This window comes from Streptomyces sp. NPDC050732 (assembly GCF_040654255.1).
Classification (GTDB): domain Bacteria; phylum Actinomycetota; class Actinomycetes; order Streptomycetales; family Streptomycetaceae; genus Streptomyces.
Map to the genome: position 1 here is coordinate 66,569 of NZ_JBFAHP010000022.1, position 26,242 is coordinate 92,810.

Annotated in this window: 26 protein-coding genes; 10 read left to right on the forward strand and 16 right to left on the reverse strand. The window is 71.4% G+C overall.

The genetic code is table 11. The features are described 5' to 3' along the window. Positions 1–33: 33 nt before the first annotated feature. A complete protein-coding gene (locus AB0H82_RS21120; protein ID WP_362994841.1) occupies positions 34–2,007 on the reverse strand; it encodes an AAA family ATPase in 1,974 nt (657 codons plus the stop codon). A gap of 507 nt (positions 2,008–2,514) precedes the next feature. Next, on the reverse strand, positions 2,515–3,123 hold the full coding sequence (locus AB0H82_RS21125; protein WP_362994843.1) for a hypothetical protein: 609 nt from the start codon (positions 3,121–3,123) through the stop codon (positions 2,515–2,517). Positions 3,124–3,833: 710 nt separating this feature from the next. Between AB0H82_RS21125 and AB0H82_RS21130 the strand changes: the two genes are divergently transcribed. Then, positions 3,834–5,198, forward strand: a complete 1,365-nt coding sequence (locus tag AB0H82_RS21130; protein ID WP_362994845.1) for a peptidase C39 family protein — start codon at positions 3,834–3,836, stop codon at positions 5,196–5,198. Positions 5,199–5,251: 53 nt separating this feature from the next. On the opposite strand, the gene AB0H82_RS21135 is transcribed toward AB0H82_RS21130, so the two are convergent. From AB0H82_RS21135 to AB0H82_RS21150, 4 genes are all read right to left on the reverse strand, one after another. Continuing rightward, complete coding sequence (locus AB0H82_RS21135; protein WP_362994847.1) at positions 5,252–5,827, reverse strand: hypothetical protein; 576 nt, start codon at positions 5,825–5,827, stop codon at positions 5,252–5,254. Positions 5,828–6,033: 206 nt separating this feature from the next. Continuing rightward, positions 6,034–6,225, reverse strand: a complete 192-nt coding sequence (locus tag AB0H82_RS21140; RefSeq protein ID WP_362994848.1) for a CsbD family protein — start codon at positions 6,223–6,225, stop codon at positions 6,034–6,036. Between the two features lie 85 nt (positions 6,226–6,310). Further along, the gene (locus AB0H82_RS21145) at positions 6,311–6,688 is read right to left on the reverse strand and encodes a hypothetical protein (RefSeq protein WP_362994850.1); all 378 of its coding nucleotides are present in this window, start codon (positions 6,686–6,688) and stop codon (positions 6,311–6,313) included. A 91-nt stretch (positions 6,689–6,779) separates the two neighbouring features. After that, positions 6,780–8,291, reverse strand: coding sequence for a M1 family metallopeptidase (locus AB0H82_RS21150; protein ID WP_362994852.1), 1,512 nt, complete (start codon positions 8,289–8,291; stop codon positions 6,780–6,782). Positions 8,292–8,523: 232 nt separating this feature from the next. On the opposite strand from AB0H82_RS21150, the gene AB0H82_RS21155 reads away from it, so the two are divergent. Next, positions 8,524–8,670: an SCO1431 family membrane protein gene (locus AB0H82_RS21155; RefSeq protein ID WP_362994854.1), complete on the forward strand. Its 147-nt coding sequence runs from the start codon at positions 8,524–8,526 to the stop codon at positions 8,668–8,670. Here the strand turns inward: AB0H82_RS21155 and AB0H82_RS21160 are convergent. Genes AB0H82_RS21160 through AB0H82_RS21170 form a run of 3 tightly spaced genes read right to left on the reverse strand, consistent with a single transcriptional unit; the run spans position 8,648 to position 11,227 of the window. Then, a complete protein-coding gene (locus AB0H82_RS21160) occupies positions 8,648–9,607 on the reverse strand; it encodes a hypothetical protein (protein ID WP_362994856.1) in 960 nt (319 codons plus the stop codon). The genes AB0H82_RS21155 and AB0H82_RS21160 overlap by 23 nt on opposite strands. A gap of 37 nt (positions 9,608–9,644) precedes the next feature. Next, positions 9,645–10,616 carry a DUF6114 domain-containing protein gene (locus tag AB0H82_RS21165; protein ID WP_362994960.1) on the reverse strand — a complete coding sequence of 324 codons (972 nt, stop codon included), beginning with the start codon at positions 10,614–10,616 and terminating at the stop codon, positions 9,645–9,647. Next, on the reverse strand, positions 10,613–11,227 hold the full coding sequence (locus AB0H82_RS21170) for a DUF6230 family protein (protein ID WP_362994858.1): 615 nt from the start codon (positions 11,225–11,227) through the stop codon (positions 10,613–10,615). The genes AB0H82_RS21165 and AB0H82_RS21170 overlap by 4 nt, the downstream gene beginning before the upstream one ends. Before the next feature lie 139 nt (positions 11,228–11,366). Between AB0H82_RS21170 and AB0H82_RS21175 the strand changes: the two genes are divergently transcribed. Further along, the gene (locus AB0H82_RS21175; RefSeq protein ID WP_362994860.1) at positions 11,367–11,990 is read left to right on the forward strand and encodes a TetR/AcrR family transcriptional regulator; all 624 of its coding nucleotides are present in this window, start codon (positions 11,367–11,369) and stop codon (positions 11,988–11,990) included. Between the two features lie 66 nt (positions 11,991–12,056). Here the strand turns inward: AB0H82_RS21175 and AB0H82_RS21180 are convergent, their stop codons facing one another. After that, a complete protein-coding gene (locus AB0H82_RS21180) occupies positions 12,057–13,319 on the reverse strand; it encodes a glycoside hydrolase family 18 protein (RefSeq protein WP_362994862.1) in 1,263 nt (420 codons plus the stop codon). A 348-nt stretch (positions 13,320–13,667) separates the two neighbouring features. On the opposite strand from AB0H82_RS21180, the gene AB0H82_RS21185 reads away from it, so the two are divergent. Continuing rightward, entirely contained in the window at positions 13,668–14,840 is a 1,173-nt protein-coding gene (locus AB0H82_RS21185; RefSeq protein ID WP_362994864.1) for an acyl-CoA dehydrogenase family protein, read from the forward strand. On the opposite strand, the gene AB0H82_RS21190 is transcribed toward AB0H82_RS21185, so the two are convergent. Continuing rightward, positions 14,803–15,261: a hypothetical protein gene (locus AB0H82_RS21190; RefSeq protein WP_362994962.1), complete on the reverse strand. Its 459-nt coding sequence runs from the start codon at positions 15,259–15,261 to the stop codon at positions 14,803–14,805. The genes AB0H82_RS21185 and AB0H82_RS21190 overlap by 38 nt on opposite strands. Positions 15,262–15,559: 298 nt before the next feature. Between AB0H82_RS21190 and AB0H82_RS21195 the strand changes: the two genes are divergently transcribed. Next, entirely contained in the window at positions 15,560–16,687 is a 1,128-nt protein-coding gene (locus AB0H82_RS21195) for a hypothetical protein (protein ID WP_362994866.1), read from the forward strand. A 29-nt stretch (positions 16,688–16,716) separates the two neighbouring features. Continuing rightward, positions 16,717–17,817 carry a phosphotransferase family protein gene (locus tag AB0H82_RS21200; RefSeq protein ID WP_362994868.1) on the forward strand — a complete coding sequence of 367 codons (1,101 nt, stop codon included), beginning with the start codon at positions 16,717–16,719 and terminating at the stop codon, positions 17,815–17,817. Position 17,818: 1 nt separating this feature from the next. Here the strand turns inward: AB0H82_RS21200 and AB0H82_RS21205 are convergent, their stop codons facing one another. Further along, entirely contained in the window at positions 17,819–18,247 is a 429-nt protein-coding gene (locus AB0H82_RS21205; RefSeq protein ID WP_362994870.1) for a hypothetical protein, read from the reverse strand. 206 nt (positions 18,248–18,453) lie between these two features. On the opposite strand from AB0H82_RS21205, the gene AB0H82_RS21210 reads away from it, so the two are divergent. The 4 genes from AB0H82_RS21210 (at position 18,454) to fxsA (ending at position 22,563) form a co-directional block, all read left to right on the forward strand. After that, positions 18,454–18,894, forward strand: a complete 441-nt coding sequence (locus tag AB0H82_RS21210; protein WP_030789227.1) for an Lrp/AsnC family transcriptional regulator — start codon at positions 18,454–18,456, stop codon at positions 18,892–18,894. Between the two features lie 42 nt (positions 18,895–18,936). Further along, positions 18,937–20,610, forward strand: coding sequence for an amidohydrolase (locus AB0H82_RS21215; RefSeq protein WP_362994873.1), 1,674 nt, complete (start codon positions 18,937–18,939; stop codon positions 20,608–20,610). Positions 20,611–21,122: 512 nt separating this feature from the next. Then, positions 21,123–21,914 carry a polyprenol monophosphomannose synthase gene (locus tag AB0H82_RS21220; RefSeq protein WP_362994875.1) on the forward strand — a complete coding sequence of 264 codons (792 nt, stop codon included), beginning with the start codon at positions 21,123–21,125 and terminating at the stop codon, positions 21,912–21,914. 73 nt (positions 21,915–21,987) lie between these two features. After that, positions 21,988–22,563, forward strand: a complete 576-nt coding sequence (gene fxsA / locus AB0H82_RS21225; RefSeq protein ID WP_362994877.1) for an FxsA family membrane protein — start codon at positions 21,988–21,990, stop codon at positions 22,561–22,563. A 103-nt stretch (positions 22,564–22,666) separates the two neighbouring features. Here fxsA and AB0H82_RS21230 read toward each other — a convergent pair whose 3' ends face one another. The 4 genes from AB0H82_RS21230 to AB0H82_RS21245 form a co-directional block, all read right to left on the reverse strand. Next, positions 22,667–23,041 (reverse strand): RNA polymerase-binding protein RbpA, encoded by a 375-nt coding sequence (locus AB0H82_RS21230; protein WP_030360404.1) that lies wholly within the window; start codon positions 23,039–23,041, stop codon positions 22,667–22,669. Between the two features lie 256 nt (positions 23,042–23,297). Beyond that, the gene (locus AB0H82_RS21235; protein ID WP_362994879.1) at positions 23,298–24,653 is read right to left on the reverse strand and encodes an MFS transporter; all 1,356 of its coding nucleotides are present in this window, start codon (positions 24,651–24,653) and stop codon (positions 23,298–23,300) included. Positions 24,654–24,707: 54 nt separating this feature from the next. Beyond that, positions 24,708–25,475, reverse strand: a complete 768-nt coding sequence (locus tag AB0H82_RS21240) for a glycerophosphodiester phosphodiesterase (protein ID WP_362994881.1) — start codon at positions 25,473–25,475, stop codon at positions 24,708–24,710. Beyond that, positions 25,472–26,146 (reverse strand): hypothetical protein, encoded by a 675-nt coding sequence (locus tag AB0H82_RS21245; RefSeq protein ID WP_362994883.1) that lies wholly within the window; start codon positions 26,144–26,146, stop codon positions 25,472–25,474. The genes AB0H82_RS21240 and AB0H82_RS21245 overlap by 4 nt, the downstream gene beginning before the upstream one ends. Positions 26,147–26,242 lie beyond the last annotated feature (96 nt).

Sequence of the window (26,242 nt, forward strand, 5' to 3'; positions counted from 1 at the left end):
TCTTCTGGGCCGAGCGGGGGCGCCCCGGGGCCGTCAGGTCCCCGGGGTGTCCTGCGGTCCCCGGCCCGAAAGCACCTCTCCGTAGGCCTGCATCAGGTCGGGCAGCCGCAGGGTCGACAGGTCGTCGCGCCCCGGCTCGCCGGGGTAGCCGGAGAGCCGCAGGTCGCGGTAGGCGCAGCTCTTCTCGTACAGCGTGCGCAGGAAGCGGCCGTTGCCGAGCTCGTCGATCCACGCCTGCTCGACGACGTGCCCGCTGATGGAGCGCAGCTCTTCGAGCGCCTCCTCGTCCCACACGTCTCCATTGTCGGCCGCGAGGACCTCGCCGATGGCGGTGAGTTCGAGCGGGCGGTACGAGGGGAAGTCGACGCGGGTCGTGAAGCGCGAGGACAGGCCGGGGTTGGCGGCCAGGAGCCGGTCCATGCCCTCCGGGTAGCCCGCGAGGATGACGACGAGGTGGTCGCGGTTGTCCTCGGCGCGCTTGAGGAGGACCTGGAGTGCCTCGTCTCCGTAGGCATCGCCCTTGCCGTAGCCGGAGTTGGAGAGGGAGTAGGCCTCGTCGACGAAGAGGACGCCGCCGATCGCGGAGTCGATCAGTTCGTTGGCCTTCACGGCGGTCTGGCCCAGGTACTCGCCGACCAGGTCGGCGCGTTGGGCCTCCACCAAGTGGTCGCCGCCGAGCAGGCCGAGCGCGTAGAAGACGCGGCCGAGGATGCGGGCCACGGTGGTCTTGCCGGTGCCCGAGGGGCCGGAGAAGACGAAGTGTCGTTTCGGCGGCTGCACCGGCAGGCCCTGCGCGGCGCGCAGGCGTGCCATGTTCAGCTGCGCGGAGAGCGCCTTGACCTGCCGCTTCACCGGTTCCAGACCCACCATGCCCTCCAGTTCGGAGAGCGCGGCCTCCAGGAGTGCGGGGTCGGTGGGGCCCGGGGGCAGCTGCGCGGGGCCCGCCTTGATGGGGATGATCGCCTTTTCGCGGACGGTGTCGGCCTCGGAGGGGATCGAGGAGTTGGAGGGACTGGCGGGGCCGGTGGGACCGGTGGGCGCGCCGGGAGTGCCGGGCCCTCCGGGGCCAGCGGGGCTCTTGGTGGTCGAGGAGCCGCTGCCCGACGGCGGTTCGGGGTCGGTGACCTTCACGTCGCGCCCCTCCGTGCCGAAGAGCACGTCGATGCCGTCCGGCCCCTCCAGCACGTCCTGGCCCGCCCCGGTCAGGCTGATCGCGGCGGCGAGGTCGGCCGCCTCGTCGTACCCGTCGCCCTCGGAGATCGCCGCGAGCCGCGCCGAGGTGTCCATGAAAGAGGCGTCGACCCGGTGCACCGCGCGGTACAGCGGCAGGGCCGCCGCAGAGCGTCCCGTGCCCTCGTGCGCGCGGGCCAGCCAGTAGCGCAGCTCCTTGCGCTGCGGCTGTTCGCTGCGGCAGCGCATGAGGGCGGCGGCCAGCAGCGGCTCCGCCTGGCCGTACGTCTCCAGGCGGACCCGGGCCATGCCTCCGAAGAGCCCGGCCTCGATGCCCAGCATCGGGTCGTCGATCAACGGGTCCGTGTGGCGCACCAACTGCTCCCAGTCCTTGACCAGGTAGGAGCGGCAGGCGTGCAGGAAGCGCACCTGCGGATCGGCGTCGACGGGCGGCAGCCCCGCCAACGCCCGGTCGAGCTCCGGGACATGGCGGCCGTCGAGCCAGTGCGAGGCGTGGGCGAGCAGCAGGTCGCGGGTGCTCTCCAGGACGGGCTGCACCCACCAGCCGAGCCAGTACCAGGAGTTGAGGGCGCGCGCGTGCCGGGTGCGCTGCTCCCCGAACCGGTCCCGGTGCTGGAACATCCGCAGTAACGCCGTCGTCGTGTCGATGCGCAGTGCGTGCAGCCCGAGCCAGCCGTCGGCCATCCCGGGGTCCATCCGCACCGCCGTCCGGAATTCCTCCTCCGCCTGCGGATAGGCGCCCATGGTGTAGGCGTCGACGCCCCTCAGCCAGGCGAGGTCGGCCGGGGCGGGTGAGCCCACCGCGTCGAAGTCCATCAGGTCCCCCACAAACCGTGCCCCCGTTTGCGTACCGCCGGACCGGTGCCCGCCGGCGACTGCGCTGAACCACCGCGCTGAACCACTGCCTGAACCACTGTGCTGCGGACGGGAGTTGATTCGATGCGCAGAGCAGCCGTCCGAAAAGGCGCACCGATATGCATCGTACCTGCGGGGGAGCGGTGGGCCGTAGGGTGCCGCACCGGCGGATCGGCCGGAAAGGGCCGATGGAGCGTGGCCCGATGGTGACCGAGGGTGAGCGGATGGCGGCACGCGGCGGTCGGAAATCGGGCTCCGAGGGCAGAACGAAGCCCCCGATCACGGGGGAACAACCGGGGGCTTCGCGTCTGCGGGCGGTGTCGCAACACCGCACATTCAGAACGTAAGTCCTGTAAGGGCCCTGGGTCAAGCATAGTTGGGGCACTGGCGAAAACTCGTGAGACCAACTGGAAGCGGTTTTCCGGAGGTTCAGCGGACCGCCCACGGTCCTTCACTCTGCGTGACGGCTCAGGCCTTTGTCAGCGTCACACCGGGCCCTTGAAGTACCTCGTATCCCTCTGGGCGCTGTCGTACCAAAAAGTGCGCGAAGGGCCTGGAGGGGTCCTCAGTGAAGTGCCGGCGTTCCTCGGGCTCCCAGCCGTCCCAGAAGTCACTCTGGACCGGCCCGTCCCGCCGACGGCCCCGCTGCCACGCCTCCTCGTGCGGCACATCCATCCACAGCACCGCGGCGAGGTGCGGCCGCAGCGCCCGGCGGCCCGCCCCGACGCCCTCGACGATCACCACGGGCGCGGGCGGCAGGGGCTCGTCGGCGGGACCGAAGCGGCGCTCGTTCCAGTCGTACGTCGCGTAGTGCGCCGTCTCGCCCCGGGAGAGCGGCCCGAGCACCTGCCGCCAGAGCCGCTCCGTCCAGTCGAAGAGCTCCGCGTGGCTCGCGATGTCGTCGAGCCGCAGGACGGGCGCGCCGCCGAACGCCTCGGCGAGGCGCCGGGCGAACGTCGACTTGCCGGAGCCCGCGTGCCCGTCCACGGCGACCAGGCGGACGAGCCCGCAGGAGGGCGGCAGGCGTCGCAAGGTGTCGGCGAGGCGGGGGAGCGGGGTGGGCGGGTGTCCGGTCATCACGGACAAGGGTACGACTGCGGAAGGATGTGTTCCGCGCGCCGCCGCAGGTCATGCCATTGGTTGAGGCCAATATTGTTGCGCGCGACAGTGCCCGAAGCGCTGGCAGAAGTCGGCCGTGACCGGCCATAGTTGGCCCACTTCCGTGCACCTGACCCGACCCTTCCGGCTCCCACCGGAAACCACGTCGACTGGGGGTCCCTCCCATGGACCGAGCAGACCGAGCAGACCAGACAGACCGAGCCGGCCGAGCAGGCCAGGCAGGGCGAGCGGACCAAGCAGGCTGGGAAGGCCAGGTAGACCAAGCAGGCCAGACGGACCGAGCAGACCGAGCGGACCGAGCGGACCGAGCAGTCCAGGCAGACCAAGTCGGCCGAGCAGGCCAGGCAGGCCGAGCGGACCCAGCAGACCAGACAGACCGAGCCGGCCGAGCAGGCCAGGCAGGCCGAGCGGACCCAGCAGACCAGACAGACCGAGCCGGCCGAGCAGGCCAGGCAGGCCGAGCGGACCAAGCAGGCCAGACGGACCGAGCAGACCGAGCGGACCGAGCAGTCCAGGCAGACCAAGTCGGCCGAGCAGGCCAGGCAGGCCCAGCGGATCAAGCAGGCCGAGTCGGCCGAGCGGACCAAGCAGGTCAGGCGGACCAAGCAGGCCGGGCGGAGCGACCCGGCAAGGGGGGCGGGGCGGACGCGGTCGGCCGTGGTGACGGGGTGTCGCGCAGATCCGTGCTCGCCACCGCCGCCACCACCGCCGCCGTGGCGGCCCTCGCGGCGGCCGCCGCACCCGCCCTGGCCGCGGGCCCGCCGGCGGCCCAGGGCCGCGCACCGCGCGCGGACCGTTTCGTGGACAACCGTTTCTGGACCTCGTCGAAGGACTGGCGCACCGGCACCGCGGAAGGCACGGCCGTCGTCACCGGCGGCCGCCCCGGCCTGCGCATCGCGAAGCCCGCGGGCCGCACCGACTACACCGACCCGCACACCGGCAGGACCACCACCTACGAGTACGCCCGGTGGACCTCGCCGGCGCACCGCTCCACCGTCCCCGCCACGGAGCTCATCGCGTCCTGGAACGCCCACACGCCCGCCGGGACCTGGCTCCAGGTCGAGCTGCGGGGCACGTACTCCGACGGGACGGAGACGCCCTGGTACGTGATGGGCCGCTGGACCTCGGGCGACGACACGGAGACCGACATCCGGCGGACCTCGGTCGACGACCAGACCGACGACAAGTCGACCGTCTGGACGGACACGCTCGCCGTGGACGACACGACCACCGGCCTGCGCGTCGTCTCGTACCGGCTGCGCCTGACGCTCCACCGCGAGCCGGACACCACCGCGACCCCCACGGTCTGGCGGCTCGGCGCGATGGCCTCGGCGGTCCCCGACCGCTTCACGGTCCCCGCGTCGCAGCCGGGCCTCGCCAAGGAGCTGACGGTCCCGCGCTACTCGCAGGACATTCACAAGGGCCAGTACCCGGAGTACGACAACGGCGGCGAGGCCTGGTGCAGCCCGACCTCCTCGCAGATGATCATCGAGTACTGGGGGCGCAAGCCGACGGCCGAGGACCTGGCCTGGGTCGACCCCTCCTACGCCGACCCGCAGGTCTGCCACGCGGCCCGCTTCACGTTCGACTACCAGTACAACGGCTGCGGCAACTGGCCCTTCAACGCCGCCTACGCTTCGACGTACAAGGATCTCCAGGGCGTGGTGACCCGGCTCGCCTCGCTGACGGAGCTGGAGTCGCTGATCGCCGCGGGCATCCCGGCCATAACGTCCCAGTCGTTCCTCAAGGAGGAGCTGACGGGTGCGGGCTACGGCACGGCGGGCCACCTCATGACCGTCATCGGCTTCACGGCGGACGGCGACGTGATCGCCAACGACCCGGCGTCGCCCAGCAATGCGGAGGTGCGCCGCGTCTACAAGAGGCGCGAGTGGGAGAACATCTGGCTGCGGACGAAGCGCTACAACTCCACCGGAAAGGTGGTGTCGGGCACGGGAGGCGTCTGCTACCTGTACTTCCCGACGACACTGTCCGCGCGCCAGCGGAGCGCCCTGGCCGCGGTCGGCATCCGCTGAACCGGTGCTCCTCGGCGGACGCCTGCCGACAGGCGTTCGTCGGCGGGCCTTCGTCAGCGCGCGTTCGTGCTCAGGGGCGGCGGCTGGTGGGGGCGGGTCGTGCCCGGCCGGTACTGCATCATCACGAACAGCGTGTCCGTCTCCGGCAGAGGGCTGGCGGCGGACGCGATCACCCAGCCGGGCCCCTTCGCGGCGTGGTTGACCTGGCGCACGGCACCGTCCGGGTGCAGGGGGTGCGAGCTCGCGGTCGCCAGATAGATGGGCCCCGCGAGCGGGTCGCGCCGGACGTCGTTCGCCAGGTCGATGAGCGCGGGGTCGGTGGGGCGGTTCGTGACGGCCCGCCGGAGCGCGGGGCAGGCGCCGCGCGCCCAGTCCTCGGCCCAGTTCAGCAGGACATCGTGCCGGGCCTGATCGTCGAGGAGCATCCACCGCATGATGTTGGACGGCGGCCGGCCGGCCGGAAAGAGGGCCCTGAACTCGTCGTTGCAGGCCACCACGTTCCAGTGCTCGTCGGCGATGTAGGCCATCGAGCCCGTGACGCCCTCGACGACCGTCCGCCAGGCCGCACCCATCGGCGTCCGGCCCGCTAAGTCCTGCCCGTCCGGCTGCACTTGCCCGTCCGGCTGCACTTGCCCGTCCCCTTCACGTCGCCCGCAGGTCGGCATCAGCGCATTCACAGCGCGTGTCACAAGCCTAGCCAGCGTGCATGGCCGGAGGCCCGCGGCCCTACCGCGGCTCCAGGGGATGTGGATCTCACCTGTAGGGGAGGTGGTCGCGGCGGTCGGCGACGCGCGTGTGCCCGTCCTCCACGTGGGGGACGGGCACACGCGTCGGCTCAGCGGTCGTCGCGGTCGCGGAGCGAGTCGCGTACGCCCTCTGCCCTCTCGCGCATGTCGTCCGCCGCGCCCTTCGCCTTGCCCTTGGCCCGGTCGGTCTTGCCCTCGGCCGCCTTGCGGTCGTTGCCGGTGGCCTTGCCCACCATCTCCTTGGCCTTGCCCTTTGCCTTGTCCATGGCGCTGTCGCCCATGACGGCTCCTCTTGGTCGGGGATGCCCCCACGCTAAGAGGGGCGGCGAAAAGCCGCATCTCGGGCACCTCGGACGTGTCCCGCGATCAGTTCAGCGGGGCCGAGGTGGTGTAGTAGAAGGTCACCTTGGGCCAGCCGCGGGACATGCCGATCTCGTTGAGAGCGTTCGCGATCTCCGTAGGGGTGATCTGCTTCCCCGCCGGCGCGTTCTCGATGTTGATCTTGAACGAGATCTCCATCCTCGCGTCGATGTCACCGATGCTGGCGTCCCCGCGGAACTCGGTCCCGTTCGCGACGTCCACGTTCGGGTCGGCGGCCTGGACCGCCGCGGCCCTCTCGCCTGCCGTGGCCCCCTCGCCCGCCGGGCCGTCGGCGGCAGCGGCCGTCCCCGCGGACGCCAGGGCCGCTCCCGCGGCGGCGCTGCCCGAATAGCCCAGCAGGGCGCGTCTGGAAACTCCGGTCATGTTCGTTCCCCTCCCATGATCTTCTGGATCTCCCCCCTGGAGATCGACCGCGAGCATAAGGGCGGAAGGCGCGACTCAGTACTGAATGGGATCATCCACTTGTTGCCGGGTCGACCACCCAGTCCGGGTGCCCCGGCATCGGCGGCGTCTTCGAGCCGTACAGCCAGGGGTTCAGGAAGCCCTCCAGATCCTCGCCCGCGACCTTCGACGCGAGGTCGACGAAGTGCCGCGTGCTCGCCGCGCGCCCCGCGAAACCGCTCACCCAGGCACGCTCGATCTTCTGGAACGTCGCGTCGCCGACCCGCTCGCGCAGCGCGTACAGGACCAGGGCCGAGCCGTCGTACCGCATGCGCTTGAACAGGTTCGGCTCGGTCGGCTCCGCGGGCGGGCCGAAGTCGCGGCGCCAGATGTCGTGGTTCTGGTACGCGGTCTTCATGGCGGCCTCGAAGCTGTCCCCGCCGTGCTGCTCGGAGTGCTCCCTCTCGTAGAAGCGGGCATGCCCCTCGCTCAGCCACAGGTCGGACCAGCTCTTGAGGGCCACGCTGTCGCCGAACCACTGGTGGGCCAGCTCGTGCACCATGTTCCGCTCGGCGTCGACCCGGGTGCCGAGCAGGTCCGCCTTCGGTATGAGCGACAGGGTCTGTGTCTCCAGGGCCACGCCGAGGTCGGTGTCGCCGACCAGCAGGCCGTAGCGGTCGAAGGGGTAGGGGCCGAGCTTCTCCTCCAGCCACTTGAGGTGGTCCGGGGTGAGTGCGCGGTACGCGGCCGTCGGCTCGACCAGTTCGTCCGGGACGACGTCGCGCAGCGGCAGCCCGCCGGGCCCCTCGCTGTCGACCAGCCGGAACTTGCCGACGGCCAGCTGCACCAGCTGTGTGGAGAGGGGCTGTTCGGAGTCGTACGTCCAGCGCACCCGCCCGTCGGGGCGCTCGACGCGCGAGACCAGCCTGCCGTTGGCGACGGCCGTGCGGTCGCTCGGTGTGGTGATGCGGAAGGTGATCGGCGCACGCCGGCTGGGGTGGTCGTTGGCCGGGAAGATCAACCGGGCACCGTTCGGCTGGGGATAGACCACCGTGCCGTCGGGCGTGGGTATCCAGCCGTAGTCCTCGATCGCGTCGTCGCGGTGCCGGGTCTGCGTCGGATCGGCGGTGTACGTGACCTTGACCGTGAAGGAACTTCCCTTGGCGAGCGGGGACTTGGGCGTGACCGTGAGCTCGTCGCCCGCGCGCGAGGCGCCCGCCGTTGAGCCGTTCACGGTGACCTCGTGCAGGGTGTTGCCACCGAAGTCGAGGTTGAAGCGGGACAGTGCCTGGGTGGACCGGGCCCTGATCGTCGTCGTCGCCTCGAAGGGCGTCTTCGGCGCCTGCCAGTCGAAGTCCAGGTAGTAGCGCTCCACCTGGTACCCGCCGTTCCCGTCCAGCGGGAACATCGGGTCGCCGAGGCCGGGCGCGCCCGGCGACGGCTTCTCGGCGCCGACCGGTGCGGCCCGGGAGGCGGGCGCGGCCTGCGAGACGGGTGCGGTGAGGGCGGCCGCGGCGGTGACCGCGGCCGCGAGGGCGAGCCGGCCCCTGCGGCGCGGGCGGGACGTCGTCCGGTTCGTGCTCATCGGAAACCTCTCGGTCGTACGGGGTCGTACGGTGCACGGGCGGACGGACGGGGGAGACGACCCCGCCGTCCGGGGTTAGACGCGCGGCATGACGTCCGAGTTGCGGGGTGACCAAGGTCTCGCCCGCAAAAGGGCTTCCGGCTGGCAAGGTGGAGGGGGTTCCGTGGAGGCGCAGACACCGCCCGGGACCTTGCGGGGGAGTACTGCCACACCACACGTCAGTGAGAAAGACATGACCGCGACCTCTGCCACCGCCGTCCGCGCGAAGGCCCGCACCGGCGGCCCCGACGAAGACGGACCCACCCTCCTGGAGCACCTCGCGGGCTGGACCCTCGTCGTCGTCCTCGCGATGCTCGTCACCCAGACCGGTCTGCTGTGACGTCGCCCTCCCGGCCGCCCGAGCCCTCGCTCTCCCGGCCGCCCGAGTCTTCGCTCTCCTGACCGCCGGCCTCGTCGAGGCCGGCCCGCCAGTGCCGCCCCGGCACGCCCACCAGGCCGTACAGCCACCGCACCGGCGAGCGCCGGTGCAGCAGTGTGACGCCCGCCACGACCGTGAACAGCGGGAGGCCGAGCCACCCGCCGACGAGGCGCACCAGCACGCTCGCGAAGAGCGCGCCCACGAAGGGCAGCCCGTACACCCCGGCCGCCGCGATGGCGATGCCCAGGAGCCTCGGCACCTTGCGGTCCTCGTCGGCGCCCGGCAGCGACCAGCCCTCCATGAGCCAGCCGATCTCGGTCACCAGCATGGTGCCGATCACCGCGGCGCCGAACAGCAGCAGCGCCAGGAACGTCCCGGACGTCACGAAGTCCAGTACGTGGTTGACGACGCTGTCCCCCGGCCAGTCGGCGAAATCCTCGGCGCCGGGTGAGAAGAAGCGCTCGTAACCCCTGCCGTCCCACCCGTGGACCAACATCCCGAACAGCAGGAAGTACCCGCCGACGCACTGGAGGTACGCCCAGTAGCCGGCCCCCACGAGCACCAGCCCCTGCGCCACCAGGAACCCGAGGATCGCGGCCACCGGGATGCCGCCCGCGTAGAACAGCACGAACCCCGCCCACACGCCTTCGTGGCCGTCCGCCACGTGCATGGTCGACCAGGACGGGTTCTGCCACAGCAGGAAGAGGCCCGTCGGCACCATCAGGACGGCGGCGAAGAGGGCGGTGAGCGCCAGATAGGGATTGGCGGCCCGGCTGCGCGTCCGCGGGCCGTCGCCCGCGTTGATCCGCTCCCACACCTGCAGCTGCCGCCCGGCCGAGAGGGCGAACGTGGCACCGGCCGCGTACGCCCAGAACAGGGCCGCCTGGATCTGGATCATGCCGAACCCTTCGTGCTGAGGTTCGTGCTGAGGGCCTTCACGCCGTGGCCTTCAACGTCAGCCCGCCCGCCACGATCGAGTCCGAGGTGACCAGGGCCTGCTCGGCGCTCACGTCCGTCATGAAGATGAACGGCGGCACGACGGGCGGCACCGGCAGCTTGTCGGGTGTGAACGTGAGGCAGAGGATGCCCTCCAGGCACCCCTTGAACTTGGTCAGATAGAGGGTGACCTGGCCGCTGAGGTCCAACGTGTCGGCGCCCAGGGCGAGTTCACGCCCGCCGTCCCGCGTCTTGAGCCGGTAGTCGGTGAGCGAGGCGGCCTTCATCCGCAGCACCATGACCTTCAGCGGCCCGTCCGCGGTCGGGATCTCGCGGACGCCCGCGACGATGAAGCCCTGGGGGGCGAACAGCGTGGTGGTGATGGTGGGCGGGGTCCTGGCCGCCACGATCGACTCCGCGGGGGCCGCCTTCGCCGGGCTGCCGTTCACGATGCCCGCGACGATCACCACGGGCAGCAGCACCCCGAGCGTCCGCGTGCCCTGCCCGTCCCGCACCTTGGGGCGCGCCGGATCCTCCTCGGCGTCCTCCGGCACCGGCGTCCAGCCGAACCCCATGGCGCTGCCCGCGATGCCCAGCAGCATGCCGACGAGGAACCCGCCGAGGTTGGTGGCCGCGAACGACAGCACCGACAGGATCAGGGCGTTGACGCTCACGTAGTGGTGCGTGTGGGGCAGCAGCCACAGGAAGAGCCCCGCTACGACCAGTGCGATCCCGATGCCGAGCGCCGCGATCCCGCCGAGCCCCAGACTGACGAGGACGGTCAGCGGGGAGAGCGGGATCAGGAGCAGTTCGGCGCCGCCGAGGATCAGCAGCAGCCCGCCCCAGAAGGGCCGGGTGCGCCGCCATCTGCGGACGGCCCGGCGCTGGTCGGGCCACGGCAGCCGCCGGTCGAGCCAGCCGCCGCCGTCGCCCCGGAAGGGTCTGACGCCCCTTCTGCCGCCGCCGGTCAGAAGCACTTCTTGCCGCCGAGGCTGACGTCGACCCGCATGCCCTTGAGTCGGAAGTTGCCGCCGGTCGCCGACCAGGCGTTCGACTTCACCCCGGAGACGGTGATGTCCCCGGCCTGCAGCCCGAACTTGCCCCTCTCGCCCTTGATGCCGGGGACCTCGTCGAGCGTCGAGGCGTCCCGGCCGATCTGCGCGGTGCCGAAGCGGGCGTCGCCGGTCAGGTCCTCGCCGTCGATGATGAGGTTGCTCGCGGTGACGTTACCCGCGTCGCCGCCCGCCGTCAGCTTGAACACGACGGGCCCGAGGGGGGTCTTGACCTCGGCGGCCTGGCAGATGTCGGAGAGGGTCGCGTCACCGATCCCGAGGAGCGCCACCGGGTGCCCCTTGCCGTCGATGTCCCGGTCCGTCTGTACGTACGAGGACAGGCCCTGGCTGGTCAGTTTGCCGGAAGACACCTGGAAGCTGGTGCCGGAGACGGCGAAGGACGCGGCGAGCGCGCCCTCGGCCATCACGGAGGCCATCACACCGACGGCCAGGACGGCCGGCAGGGCCACCACGGCCGTCTTCTTCCAGGAGGTTCTGCCCTCGCGTAACGCGGTGCGGCTTGCGTTCACTGTTTCCTCCCGTACGTCGTTCCGCGTCCGTAGGCGTGCGTAAGGGGAGTGCGTGGGGCCGTCGGGAGCCGAACCGGCGGGTGGCAGTGGTCTGCCATACTGCGGACGATCCCGAGGCAGTTGGAGACTAGGGCCGAAATTGAATAATAGTCAACAGCGCGGAACGGACCGCTCGGCGGCACGTCGTGCCGAACTCATCTCCATCGGACGGAAGTTGTTCGCCGACACGTCCTACGACGCCCTGTCGATGGACGACATCGCGAAGCAGGCGGGCGTCGCCAAGGGGCTGATCTACTACTACTTCAAGTCGAAGCGCGGCTACTACCTGGCGATCATCGAGGACTCCGTCGCGGACCTCGTCGCGCGAGCGGGACGCCACGACGACCTCCCGCCCGTGGAGCGGGTGCAGCGCACCGTCGACGGCTATCTGCGCTACGCCGAACACCACCAGGCGGCGTACCGCACGATCATCAGCGGCGGTGTCGGCTTCGACGCCGAGGTGCACGCCATACGCGACGGCGTCCGCGAGGCGCTGATCGGGACGATCGCCGAAGGGGCGTACGGCCGCAAGGACATTCCGCAGCTGGTGCGCACGGCCCTGCTCGGCTGGCTGTGCAGCGTGGAGGGTGTCACCCTCGACTGGATCGGCCGCCGGGGCCTGTCGCGCGAGACGGTCGGCTCGCTCCTGGTGCGGACGCTCGGGGACACGCTGCGGGTCATCGAGGACTTCGAGCCGTCGTACCCCGCGCCGGCGCGCCCCTGAGCGTGCGCACGCGAGAGGGGCGGGAGCCCGCCGGCTCCCGCCCCCTCAACATGCTGAGTCGAAAGGTCAGTTGATGGCCTTGATCAACTCACCGTTGGACGTGTCTCCGCTGAGCTCCCAGAAGAAGGTGCCGCCGAGACCCTGCTGGTTCTTGTAGTTCATCTTGCCCGCGATGGTCGCCGGGGTGTCGTAGCTCCACCAGTTGTTCCCGCAGTGCGCGTACGCGGTCCCGCCGACCGTGCCGTTGGCCGGGCACTTGGTCTTCAGTTCCTTGTAGTCGTCGATGCCCTGCTCGTACTTGCCCGCGGCCGGTCCCGTCGCGGTGCCGCCGGGCGCCTTCTGTGTGACGCCCGTCCAGCCGCGGCCGTAGAAGCCGAGGCCGAGCAGCAGCTTCTGGGACGGAACCCCGAGCGCCTTCAGCTTCTTGATGGTGGCGTCGGAGTTGTAGTCGGCCTTCGGGATGCCGGTGTACGAGGTCAGCGGCGAGTGCGGGGCGGTCGGGCCCTTCGCGTCCCAGGCGCCGAAGTAGTCGTACGTCATGGGGTTGTACCAGTCGACGTACTGGGCCGCGCCCGCGTAGTCGGCCGCGTCGATCTTGCCGCCGGCCGAGGCGTCCGCCGGGATCGCCGCGGTGACCAGGTTGTTGCTGCCGAACTTCGAACGGACCGCCGACATCAGGTTCTTGTACGCCGCGCGCCCGCTGGTGTCGCAGGTCAGACCGCAGGCGTTGGGGTACTCCCAGTCGATGTCGATGCCGTCGAAGACGTCGGCCCACTTGGAGTTCTCGACCAGGTCGTAGCAGGACTGGGCGAAGGCCGCGGGGTTCTTCGCCGCCTCGGTGAACCCGCCCGACCAGGTCCAGCCGCCGAACGACCAGAGGACCTTGAGGTTCGGGTGCTTCTTCTTCAGCTTGCGCAGCTGGTTGAAGTTGCCGCGCAGGGGCTGGTCCCAGGTGTCGGCCACGCCGTCCACGGACTGGTCGGCGGTGTAGGCCTTGTCGGTCGCCGCGTAGGCGTCGCCCATCGTGCACTTGCCGCCCTGGACGTTGCCGAAGGCGTAGTTGATGTGCGTGAGCTTGTTGGCGGAGCCGGACGTCTCGACGTTCTTGACGTGGTAGTTCCGGCCGTAGACGCCCCACTCGGTGAAGTATCCGACGACCTTGGAGCCGGCGGCGGCCTGCTGCTGGGTGGCGGCTTTCGTGCCCGCGCCCTTGTCCGGCTCGGCGGCGGCGCTGCCGGCCCCGGCCAGCAGGCCCGCGCCGAGGACGGCACAACAGGCGGTGGCGATGAGCGCCCGGAAGGAGGCGCGAGGGGAGTGCGGTCTGGGCATCGTGTCTCCTCGTGGGGGGAAACCGGGAGGGGGAAGTGGTGCCGTGGAACTGCGCGTGCGACTTGGCATGAACGCGTTAAGTCGTTGAAAGGAACAGTAGGAGGACTAGACCAGTGCGGTCAATGGTTCGGACCAATCCTGCCTGCGATGGTGATCTTCGGCTATGTTTTGAGTAAGCGGTCGTTAACTAGTGACGGGCTGCCGCCGATCGGGCATACTCAACGCGCCACAGCCGCTGGTCAGCTGCTTCCGAGACCCGGAAGGAGACCCCGGCTCGGCATCGTTTCCCGGCGGCGCCGCCCCACCCAGCGCGGGCGTCCGCCGCAGCCCCACAGGGAGGAAAGCGTCATGCCCGACCACATCACGCAGCCGGTGGAGCGTCAGCTGCCCACGGATGAGGCCAGGGATCTGCTCTCGCTGGTCCGGGACATCGCCCAGCGCGAGATCGCCCCGAGGGCGGCCGAGGAAGAGGACGCCGGGCGCTTTCCCCGCGAGGTCTTCACGCTGCTCTCCGAATCCGGCCTGCTCGGGCTGGCGTACGACTCGGAGTTCGGCGGCGGCGACCAGCCGTACGAGGTCTACCTCCAGGTCCTGGAAGAGCTCGCCGCCGCACGTCTGACCGTCGGCCTCGGCGTCAGCGTCCACTCCCTGTCCTGCCACGCGCTCGCCGGTTACGGCACCAAGGAGCAGCAGTCCGACCACCTGCCCGCCATGCTCGGCGGCGGCCTGCTCGGCGCGTACTGCCTGTCGGAGCCCGCGTCCGGATCCGACGCGGCGTCGCTGCGCACCAAGGCCGTCAGGGACGGTGACGACTGGGTCATCACCGGCACCAAGGCCTGGATCACACACGGCGGCGTCGCCGACTTCTACACCGTGCTCGCCCGCACGGGCGGCGAGGGCGCCCGCGGTGTCACGGCCTTCCTGGTGCCGGGCGACGCAGAAGGTCTGAGCGCCGCCGCGCCCGAGAAGAAGATGGGCATGAAAGGCTCGCCCACCGCCCAGATCCACTTCGACGGGGTGCGCGTCGCCGACTCCCGCCGCATCGGGGAGGAGGGCCAGGGCTTCGCCATCGCGCTCTCCGCGCTCGACTCGGGGCGGCTCGGCATCGCGGCCTGCGCGATCGGGGTGGCCCAGGCGGCCCTCGACGAGGCCGTCGCGTACGCCACCGAGCGGAAGCAGTTCGGCAGGCCCATCGCGGACTTCCAGGGGCTGCGCTTCATGCTCGCGGACATGGCGACGCAGATCGAGGCGGGCCGGGCGCTCTATCTGGCCGCGGCCAGGCTCCGCGACACGGGGCGGCCGTTCGCCAAGCAGGCGGCCATGGCCAAGCTGCTGTGCACGGACGCCGCGATGAAGGTGACGACGGACGCCGTGCAGGTTCTCGGGGGGTACGGCTACACCGCGGACTTCCCCGTGGAGCGCCTCATGCGCGAGGCCAAGGTGCTGCAGATCGTCGAGGGCACCAATCAGATCCAGCGCATGGTCATCGCACGTCACCTCGCGGGTCCCGACTCGCGCTGAACTGGCCGCGGTGCACGGGCGGCGCCAGGAGCCGGGCCCACTCCGGGTCGTGGTGCCCGGGCAGGGTCCGGCCGCGGTCGGCCCAGTGGTGGAGCAGGGCGCGGTAGATCGGCGGGTCCTGGAAGTGCGGATCGGGGAAGTGCGGCGGCTGGTAGGGCTGATACGTCTGCCCGTACTGCTGATGTGGCTGCTGGTGCGGCTGTTGGTGTAGGTGCTGGGGTGGCTGCTGGTACACGTGCTGCTGCGGCTGGGGCGGCCCCGGCTGCTGGTGCTGCTGCTGGTGCTGCGCCTGGTGCTGCGGGGGATCCGGAGGTCGTCGGGGAACCGATTCTGCGGCGGACAGCGTCACCAGGGTGCGCCGTCGCCGCCCGGTGGGAAGGTGCGTCGGGCCCGAGTCCGCGCCCGTTTCCATAGGGGTCATACCAGGGCAACGCGCACTGTCGCGGCGAAGTCACCGCCCAGGCGAATAGGGCGTCTGTTCACGGCGTGCCCGAGGGGGCGGTGAAGGCTCGGGCAGGCGTACGACCCGCATCCCGTGAACGGCTCGGCACGCGTATGGCTCCGTCCCGCGAACGCTTCGGCGTGCGTATGGCTCCGTCCCGCGAACGGCTCGGCACGCGTATGGCTCCGTTCCGTGAACTGACGTACCGTCAACTCCGCGCCGGAGGGACCACCGCCTCCCGCCACCCTGAACTGCCGTGCGACCAGGGAGGTTTGCCGTGGCAGACGACCGTCCGGTCCCGCTCGACGAGTACCCCGTCCACCAGGTTCCCCTGTCGATGAAGCACGTCGCGACGGGCGACCGCAACGCCTACGACCGGTGCATCTTCCACCTCTTCGACCACCGGGGCCGCGCCCTGCTCATCCTCGGGCTCGGCGTCTACCCGAACACCGGTGTCATCGACGCGTACGCGACCCTGCACACAGGGGACACGCTCCATGCCGTACGCGCCAGTGACGCGCTCGGCGAGGACCGCATGAACCTCCGCGTCGGCCCGCTGGACATCACCGTCGACGAACCGCTCCGCCGCCTCCGTCTGCGGTGCGCCGCCGACCCCGACGACCCCGCCTCGCTCTCGTACGACCTCACCTGGACCGCCGACTTCCCCGCCCTGTGGGAGCCGCACCATGTCCAGCGCCGGGGCGGCCGGCTCACCCTCGAAGGACGCCGCTTCGTGCAGGCGGGCCGGCCCGCCGGGGCGATCCGCGCGGGCGGCGACGAGATCGCCGTCACGGCGGGGGAGTGGACCGCCACCCGTGACCGCAGCTGGGGTGTACGGCCCCTTCCCGGCGAGGAACGCGGGCGCCTGGAGGAGGAGTTCGCCACCGAGGGCTTCCACTGGATCTGGTGTCCGGTCCGCTTCGACGACCGCTTCCTCATGGTCATCTCCCAGGAGGACGCGGACGGCTACCGCACCCTCAACGACGCCACCCTCGTCCGCCCGGACGTGCCGGACCGCCAACTCGGCTGGCCCCACGCCGACATCACCTACCGCTCCGGCACCCGCCACCCCGAAAGCGCCGTCATCCACCTCACCGACCCCGACGACCGCAAGCCCCTGGAGCTCGGCGTGCAGGTGCTCGCCTCGCTGCCCCTGGCCGTCGGTGCCGGATATCCGCCCGCCGACGACTGGCAGCACGGCACCTGGCGCGGCCGCGGCTGGACCGACCGCCGCACCTACGACCTGTCGGACCCCGCCGCCCACCCGCTCGCCGCGTACGGCGTTGTCGACCACGCCGCGCGCTTCACCCTCAACGGGCGGACGGGGTACGGCATCTTCGAGCACGGCAGCTTCGGCCGCCACGACCCGAGCGGTTTCACCGGATTCGACTCCGTGGCGCCCTGAGGGCCCGGGCCGGACGAAGGAGCACGGACATGGCAACGGCACCCCGCCCCCGCACCACCACCCGCGACCCGGAAGACCTCGCCCGCCGCCTCGGCGCCTGGCTCGACACCCGGCTGCCCGGCGCCAAAGCCGTCGACGTGACCGTGCCCGAGTCCAACGGCATGTCCAGCGAGACCCTGCTCTTCACCGTCGAGCACCCCCAACCACCCATCGAACGCTGCGCGTTGCGCGTGGCGGCCGACCCGGCGGCGTACACGATCTTCCCCGTCTACGACATGCCGCGCCAGTACCGCACGATGCGACTCGTCGCCGAACACACCGACCTGCCGGTGCCGCGCGTGCTGTGGCTGGAGGAGGACCCGGGCCCGCTCGGCGCGCCCTTCTTCGTCATGGAGCGCGTCGAGGGACGCGTACCGCCCGACGTCATGCCCTATACGTACGAAGGCAATTGGCTGCACGCCGCCACCGACGCCGAGCGCGCACACCTCGAAGAGGCGTCGGTCCGCGTCATCGCGCGGCTGCACGACCAAGTGCCGCCCGGCGCCGCGGAGTTCCTTTCCCTCCCGGGCGACGGCAGCCCGCTGCGCCGCCACGTGACGGCCCAACGCGCCTACTACGCCTGGGTGGTGAGCGGACTGCCCCGCTCACCCGTCATAGAGAGCGCTTTCGACCGCCTTGAGGAACTGTGGCCCCGAGACGAGGGGGACGCCGTCCTCAACTGGGGTGACGCGCGCATCGGAAACATCGTCTACGACGGCTTCGAGCCCGCCGCGGTCCTCGACTGGGAGATGGCGGCGCTCGCCCCGCGCGAGGTCGACCTCGGCTGGGCGGTCTATCTGCACCGCTTCTTCCAGGACCTGACGGTGAGCTCCGGCCAGCCGGGGCTGCCCGACTTCCTGCGCCGCGACCGCGTCGAGGCGACGTACGCCCTGCTCACCGGGCACACGCCGCGCGACATGGACTTCTACACGCTGTACGCCGCGCTGCGGCACGCGATCGTCATGCTGCGCGTCGCCTACCGCCAGGTCCACTTCGGCGAGGCCGCCGTGCCCGGAAGCGCGGCGGCCGCGGACGCTCTGATCCTGCACCACGACAGCCTGGCCGCCATGGTGCAGGGCACCTACTGGTGAATCAGGCGGCGGGCCGCTGCTGCCGCGGCACGCGGAACGGCTGCGAGCCGGGGCCGCCCACGTGCGAGAACGGCTGGGTCCGCCAGTCGAGTCCCTGAGGGAGCGTCAACAGCAGGGCGGTGTCCTGCTCCTGAACCTCCATCGACTCGTCGGCGGGCGTGGCATCGGTGGCCGCCCGGCCGGTGCCGGCGCAGACCGTGAGACCGAACGGATTCCACGGAGTGGGGCACAGCGCGTGCTCGGGCAGCACGTCCTCGTCCGCGAGCAGTGCGATGGGCTGCTCGCAGTCGGGGCAGTTCACCCGGTACATCTCGAAAGTGTCGTAGGCGTCCAGGAAGGCGTCCGCCGGTTCGACGCCCTCCGGCTCGGGCTCTGCGGCCGGCTGCTGCTTGGCGCGGACAGACCGGCCGGGGCGCTTCAAATTCTGCATGGGAATCTCCCCCTCGGGTGGGCCGACAAGGCGCTGCGGCCTCGACCACAGCAAGCACTTCCCGTCCCGTCGTAGAGGTAATCGTTGCATCCCTTCGGACACGGTCACGAGAGTGTGGCGTTCGTCACATGCCAAATGGAGTTGCCCGCCCCGCAAAGCCGGCCCTCAGGTATCCGACGAGATCAAGAGCCCTGTAGGTTCGGCGCATGGAGGAGCTGGACCGACAGATCGTGCAGCTGCTCGTCAAGGACGGGCGGATGAGCTACACCGACCTGGGCAAGGCCACGGGCCTGTCCACGTCGGCCGTGCACCAGCGTGTGCGCCGCCTGGAGCAGCGGGGCGTCATCCGCGGCTATGCCGCGGTCGTCGACCCCGAGGCCGTCGGGCTGCCGCTCACCGCGTTCATCTCGGTGAAGCCGTTCGACCCCAGCGCCCCCGACGACATCGCGGAACGGCTCGCGGGCGTCCCGGAGATCGAGGCGTGCCACAGCGTCGCCGGCGACGAGAACTACATCCTCAAGGTCCGCGTCGCCACTCCGCTGGAGCTGGAGCACCTGCTCAGCCGCCTGCGCGCCCTCGCGGGCGTCTCCACACGCACCACGGTCGTCCTCTCGACTCCGTACGAGGCCCGCCCGCCCCAGGTGTGACCCCCGCGCCGGCCCGCCGCCGGCAGGGGCGAGACTGGTCCCATGAGCGAGAGCACCACCCCCGGGAACACCCCGCAGGACCCTCGGCACCTCCCTGCCCAGGATCCGCAGAACCACCGCACCGTGCTGCTGCGCGGCGGCGACATCCACAGCCCCGCCGACCCGTTCGCCACTGCGATGGTCGTCGAACGCGGGCACGTCGCCTGGGTCGGCTCCGAGGGCGCCGCCGACTCCTTCGCCGACGGTGTCGACGAGGTGGTCGACCTCGAAGGCGCGCTGGTCACCCCGGCGTTCACCGACGCCCACGTGCACACCACGGCCACCGGGCTCGCCCTGACGGGCCTGGACCTGACCGGGGCCCGCTCACTGGCCGACGCCCTCGTTCTCGTACGCGAACACGCCGCCGCGCGGCCGCACGACACCGTCCTCCTCGGCCACGGCTGGGACGCCGCCCGCTGGCCCGGCGGCCGCCCGCCCACGCGCGCGGAGCTCGACGAGGCGACCGGCGGCAGGCCGCTCTACCTCTCCCGCATCGACGTCCACTCGGCCGTGGTCACGACCGCGCTCCTCGACCTGGTGCCCGGCGTCACCGAGCGCGCCGGCTACCACCCGGACGCCCCGCTGACCGCCGACGCCCACCACGGCGTGCGCGCCGCGGCGCTCGGCGCGATCACCCCGCTGCAGCGCACGGAGGCCCAGCGGGCCGCCCTCCGGCACGCCGCGTCCCTCGGCATCGGCTCCGTGCACGAGTGCGCGGGCCCCGAGATCTCCGACGAGGACGACTTCACCGGACTGCTGCGGCTCGCCGCCGAGGAGCCGGGGCCGCGCGTCGTCGGCTACTGGGCCGAGCGCGACGTCCGGCGCGCCCGGGAGCTCGGCGCGCTCGGCGCCGCCGGGGACCTCTTCGTCGACGGCGCCCTCGGCTCGCACACCGCCTGCCTGCACGAGCCGTACGCCGACCAGGACGCCGCGCACACCGGCACCGCCTACCTCGACGCCGCCGACATCGCCGCCCACGTCGTGGCGTGCACGGAGGAGGGCCTTCAGGCGGGCTTCCACGCCATCGGGGACGCCGCGGTGGCCTCCGTGGTTGACGGCATGCGGGCGGCCGCCGAGAAGGTCGGTCTCGCGCGCGTGCGCGCCGCCCGGCACCGTGTCGAGCACGCCGAGATGCTCACGCCCGAGACGATCGCGGGCTTCGCCGAACTCGGTCTCACCGCGTCCGTCCAGCCCGCCTTCGACGCCCTCTGGGGCGGCGATGACGGCATGTACGTCCAGCGCCTCGGCGCCGACCGGGCGCGCACCCTCAACCCCTTCGCGGCCCTGCTGCGCACCGGTGTGCCCCTGGCGTTCGGCTCCGACAGCCCCGTCACGCCGCTCGACCCGTGGGGGACCGTCCGCGCCGCCGCCTTCCACCGCACGCCCGAGCACCGCGTCTCCGTGCGCGCCGCGTTCACCGCGCACACCCGCGGCGGCTGGCGGGCCGTCGGCCGCGACGACGCGGGCACCCTGGTGCCGGGCGCCCCCGCGGACTACGCGGTGTGGCGCACCTCCGAGCTGGTGGTGCAGGCCCCGGACGACCGGGTGGCCCGCTGGTCGACCGACCCCCGCTCCGGCACGCCCGGCCTGCCCGACCTGTCGCCGGGCGCCCGGCTCCCCGTGTGCCTGCGCACGGTCGTGGCCGGACGGCCCGTGTTCGTGCGGCCGGAAGAGTGATGTCCCGGCGGTGCGCGGAGCGGATCGCGGCCCTTCACCGCCTCGCACGACCTGGGAATCCTCGGCACTGACCTGGCGGTCTGTGAAGGAGCCGCAGCTCAGCGGGGTATTGACAGGGAGCCGCCGTGGGCCGGTAGGTTCGGCCGGGTCCACCACAGGACGTCCGACCGGCGAACCTCCACGCGGTCGTCGAACGCCGCTGGGTCACAGGTGGTGTGCCGCACCGGCGCACCGCCCCTGGGAGCCAGGTCCAGCGCCCGCGACGCGGAGGCGAGGGAACGTATCAGCCGATCGGCAGGTGTGACCCGGGTGGGGCCCGGACGCTCAGTAGACAACGGCTCTCGGTCGATCCGCAGCCAGCGGGTCCCAGGCCGGCCCGAAGGGCGCCGGGCCCCGATCCGCAGTACTTTCCGGCCGCGCGGCGGTCGCTCGCGCCCCGACCCCCGTGCCGTCGCTGCGCCGCAGGCCGCGGCCATTATGGTGGTCCTCTGCGTACGAACGAAGGGGCAGTAGTGAACGACGGCGGCGGGGTCTCCGAAGCGGGGGACCAGGGGAGGCGGTTCGGCTCGCTCGGCACGGCCTTGGTGATCATTCCGACCTACAACGAGGCGGAGAACATCCAGGCCATCGTCGGCCGGGTGCGGGCCTCCGTACCGGACGCGCACATCCTGGTCGCCGACGACAACAGCCCCGATGGCACCGGCAAGATCGCCGACGAGCTCGCGGCCGACGACGAGCAGGTCCACGTGCTGCACCGCAAGGGCAAGGAGGGGCTCGGCGCGGCCTACCTCGCGGGCTTCCGCTGGGGCCTGGAGAACGACTACGGAGTCCTCGTCGAGATGGACGCCGACGGCTCCCACCAGCCGGAGGAGCTGCCCCGGCTGCTCACCGCGCTGAAGGGCGCCGACCTCGTGCTCGGCTCGCGCTGGGTGCCGGGCGGCCGGGTCGTCAACTGGCCCAAGCACCGCGAGTTCATCTCGCGCGGCGGCAGCACCTACTCGCGCCTCCTGCTGGACGTGCCCATCCGCGACGTGACCGGCGGCTACCGTGCCTTCCGCCGCGAGACCCTGGAAGGGCTCGGACTCGGCGAGGTCGAGTCGCAGGGGTACTGCTTCCAGGTCGACCTGGCGCGCCGCGCGGTGAAGGCGGGCTATCACGTCGTCGAGGTGCCCATCACCTTCGTCGAGCGTGAGCTCGGGGACAGCAAGATGAGCCAGAACATCGTCGTCGAGGCGCTGTGGCGGGTCACGGCCTGGGGCGTGGGCGAGCGGGTCGGCAAGGTCATCGGCCGCAAGCAGCCCTGAGCCCCGAGCGTGGGCGGGGCTTCTTGATCATCCCCTTATGCCGGACTGAGGCGGGCCCAGGCACACTGGGAGCATGACGACTGGCGCACCGCCTCCCATCCGACCCGCCCGGCCCCGGCGCTCCGGGCCCCTGAGGTTCCTGCCGCTCGGCATCGCCGCGTGGCTGGTCCTGGAAATCTGGCTGCTCACCGTGGTGGCGGGAGCCACCAGCGGGTTCGTGGTCTTCCTGCTCCTGGTGGGCGGCCTCGTGCTCGGCTCAGCGGTGATCAAGCGCGCGGGGCGCAGGGCGTTCCGCAAGCTCAGCGAGGCGGTGCAACAGCAGCAGAGCGGTGGGACGCCCCCTCCGGAGACCGGTGGCGGCAGCGCCCTCACGATGCTGGGCGGCCTCCTGATCATCCTGCCGGGGCTCGTCTCGGACGCCCTGGGGCTCATCCTGCTGATCCCGCCGGTCCAGAAGGCTCTGGGGCGGTATGCGGAGCGGACCTTCGAGCGCAAGGTGCGCGAGGCGACGCCCGGCGGCCTGGGGGACGCCTTCCAGCAGGCCCGGATGCACCGGCCCGACGGCAAGGTCGTGCAGGGCGAGGTCATCAGGGATGACGCGCCGCCGGCGCGGAGCCCGCGGCCGGACGACCCGCAGCTGCCGCACTGAGCGCACCACCGAAGACACAAAGGGCCGGGGCCACTGCTGAGCAGTGGCCCCGGCCCTTTTATGCGCTTTGTGCTGGTGCGGTGGTACCGCTCGGTTCGCCCTCTCAGGCGGACTTGCGGCTGTCTCGCGGGTGCACCGCGATGTTCATGGCACCGGACCGGAGAACCGCGAGACGCTCTTCAAGGACCTCTTCGAGCTCCTCTCGGGTGCGGCGCTCCATGAGCATGTCCCAGTGCGTACGCGCCGGCTTGCCCTTCTTCTCCTCAGGTCCGTCGCCGTCCACGAGGAGTGCCTGGGCCCCGCAGACCTTGCACTCCCACTCCGGCGGGATCTCCGCCTCGACCGAGAACGGCATCTCGAAACGATGTCCGTTCTGGCATGCGTACTCCACGGCCTGGCGCGGAGCCAGGTCGATGCCGCGGTCGGTCTCGTAGCTTGTCACCACGAGGCGCGTGCCGCGAAGAGCTCGCTCACTCATGAATCGTGCCTCCCGGGCTTGTCGCCCACAGGACAGGTGTCGCTGTCGTCGTCATCCGGTCAACGTCCGGTCGGCGGTAAAGATTCCCGTTCTGGGTCATGCGTCGCCGTCGTATGCCGCCCCTTGTTGTACCCACCAGCGCCCGGTTTGTCACATCTAGTAGCAGATGTCACCCAGCGTTTCTGATTCTTCAGCTCGCAGTAACGGTCCGCCTGGCAGGCCAAAGGCGTACACTACCGGCCTTTGCCTCCAGTTGCTAAATCCGCCGGGGTACGGGATTGCCCGCGTCGCGCACCGCACGCCGTACGGGTACCCGTACGAGCAGGACGAAACCGATCAAAAAGAACGCCACGAGCGAGCCGATCGCGTCCCGGTAGCTGCCCGTGAGCTGGTACGTGAGGCCGAAGATCAACGGTCCCAGCCAGGCCATGCCACGGTCGCTGATCTCGTACGCGGAGAAGTACTCGGCCTCCTTCCCGCGCGGCACCAGATGCGAGAAGAGCGAACGGGACAGCGCCTGCGTGCCGCCGAGGACCAGGCCGATCCCCGCTGCCAGCACGAAGAACCACACGGGCGCGCCGACGGGCAGGAAGTAACCGGCCCCGATCGTGACCGTCCAGGCCACCAGCGAGCCGAGGACGGTGCGCTTGGCGCCGTACGTCCGGGCGAGCCGCCCCATGGCGAGCGCGCCCGCGACGGCGAGCAGCTGCACAAGCAGAACCGCGACGATCAGCGTGGACTGTTCGAGACCGAGTTCCTCCGAGCCGAAGACGGACGCCTGCGAGATCACCGTCTGGACCCCGTCGTTGTAGACGAGATAGGCGAGCAGGAAAGCAAGGGTGTGCGGGTGGCGGCGCATGTCGCGGACCGTCGAGCGCAGCTGCCGCCAGCCTCCCCGCGACGGCGCCCCCGCCCCGGCCGACGGCGTCCGCCGGTCCCGCAGCCGCTTCAGGGGTACGAGGGTGAAGGCGCCCCACCACGCGCCGGCCGACGCCAGACAGATGCGGACCGCCGTCGACTCGGAGACGCCGAAGCTGTCGTGGGCGAGGAACAGGACGAGGTTCGCCACCAGGACGAGGGCGCCCGCCGCGTAGCCGAAGGCCCAGCCGCGCGAGGAGACCGCGTCGCGTTCCTCAGGGGGCGCGATCTGCGGCAGGTAGGAGTTGTAGAGGACCATCGAGACGGCGAGCGAGGCGTTGGCGACGATCAGCAGGAAGCCGCCGAGGAGGTAGCGCTCGCCGTCCAGGAAGAACATGCCCGCCGTGGCGGCCGCCCCCAGGTACGCGGCCACGGCCAGGAGGGGCTTCTTGCGGCCGGTGCGGTCGGCGGCCGCGGCGGCCATCGGCATGACGAAGACCGACACGAGCACGGACGCGGACACCGCGTACGCGAAGAAGGAGCCCGCGCGGACCGGGATGCCCAGCGGGTGCACATACCCTTCCGGGTCGGCGGCAGCTTTGGCGATCTCCGTGAGATAGGGCCCCAGGAACACGGTCAGGACGCTCGTCGAGTAGACCGAGCACGCCCAGTCGTAGAAGTACCAGCCCCGCTGCTCGCGCCGTCGTTCGGCGGTGTCGTCGGCCGCCGCCGCCTTCACGGTGTCGGTGCTCACCCGTGACCTCGCTGTTCCCCGTGGTGCGACGCCGCGTCCTCAGATCCGGGGAGGTCAGACCCAGGTCCCCCGGTCCTTCAACACCCCGCGCAGCGTCTCGATGTGATCGGAAACTATGCCATCCACCCCGAGGTCGAGCAGGGCCGTCATCCGCTCGGCGTCGTTGACGGTCCACACGTGTACCTGCAGCCCACGCGCGTGTGCGGCGCGCACGAAGCGGTGGTCGACGACCCGGATCCTGCCGTGCGTCTCGGGCACCTGGGCGCAGACCGCGGAGCGGCGCAGGGCCGCGGGCACTCCGTAGGACACCATCCGCAGCGCCGCCACGCCCCGCGTCCCCAGCGAGGTGGCCAGGCGCGGGCCGGCCAGGCGCTGGGCCCTCGCCACGCGGGCCTCGGAGAACGAGCCGACGCAGACGCGGTCCCAGGAGCCGGTGCGGCGGATCAGGTCGAGCAGGGGCAGGAGCGCGGGCTCTGCCTTCACGTCGACGTTCCAGCGCACCTCGGGGAACGACTCCAGGAGCTCTTCGAAGAGGGGAACCGGCTCGCGGCCCGCCACGCGCGCGTGCCGCACTTCGCTCCAGGGGAGGTCGATGATGCGTCCCGCCGCGTCCGTCACCCGGTCGAGCGTCGTGTCGTGGAAGGCGACGAGCCGGCCGTCGGCGGTGGCGTGCACATCGGTCTCGATGTAGCGGTAGCCGAGGTCGACGGCGCGCCGGAAGGCCGCCGCGGTGTTCTCCAGGCCGTCCGCCGCGCCGCCGCGGTGGGCGAGGGCGAGCGGCCCGGGGTGATCGAGGTAGGGGTGGCGTACGCGCGGGGTCACGGGTGCAGTATCGCCTGCTCCGTGGGGCCGCCGGAGGCCACGACGGTCGACGCGGCGGGTGCGGGGGCGCGGACGGGGGTGGGGGCGGCGAAGCGGCGCAGGAAGAACTGGGCGAGCGGGCCGATCGACAGCGCGTAGAGGACCGTGCCCACGCCGACCGTGCCGCCGAGGGCGAAGCCCGTGGCGACGACCGTCACCTCGATCGAGGTGCGGATCAGGCGGATGGAGCGGCCGGTGCGCGCGTGCAGGCCCGTCATCAGGCCGTCCCGGGGGCCAGGGCCGAAGGCGGCCGTGATGTAGAGCCCGGTCGCCACTCCGTTGAGGAGGATGCCGGCCGCGAGCAGCGGAACGCGGACGGCGAGCGTGTGCACGTCCGGCAGGAGCGCCAGGGTGGCGTCCATCGCCAGACCGCAGACGAACACGTTCGAGACCGTGCCGAGTCCGGGGCGCTGCCGCAGCGGGATCCACAGCAGCAGCACCGCGGCGCCCACGACGATCGACACCGTGCCGATGGTCAGGCCGGTCAGTTCGGACAGGCCCTGATTGAGGACGTTCCAGGGCTCGGGCCCCAGACCGGCCGAGACCATCAGCGCGGAGCTCGCGCCGTACAGGGAGAGGCCCGCGTACAGCTTGATCAGCCGCTTCGTGAGGTGTGGCTTCGTACCGGACAAGGAACGCTCCCCGTGTAGTGCTGGTGGCCCGACGCATGACACCCTGTGGCTTGGAACCGGACCATAACCATGGCCAATTCGGGGAAGGTGGACTGG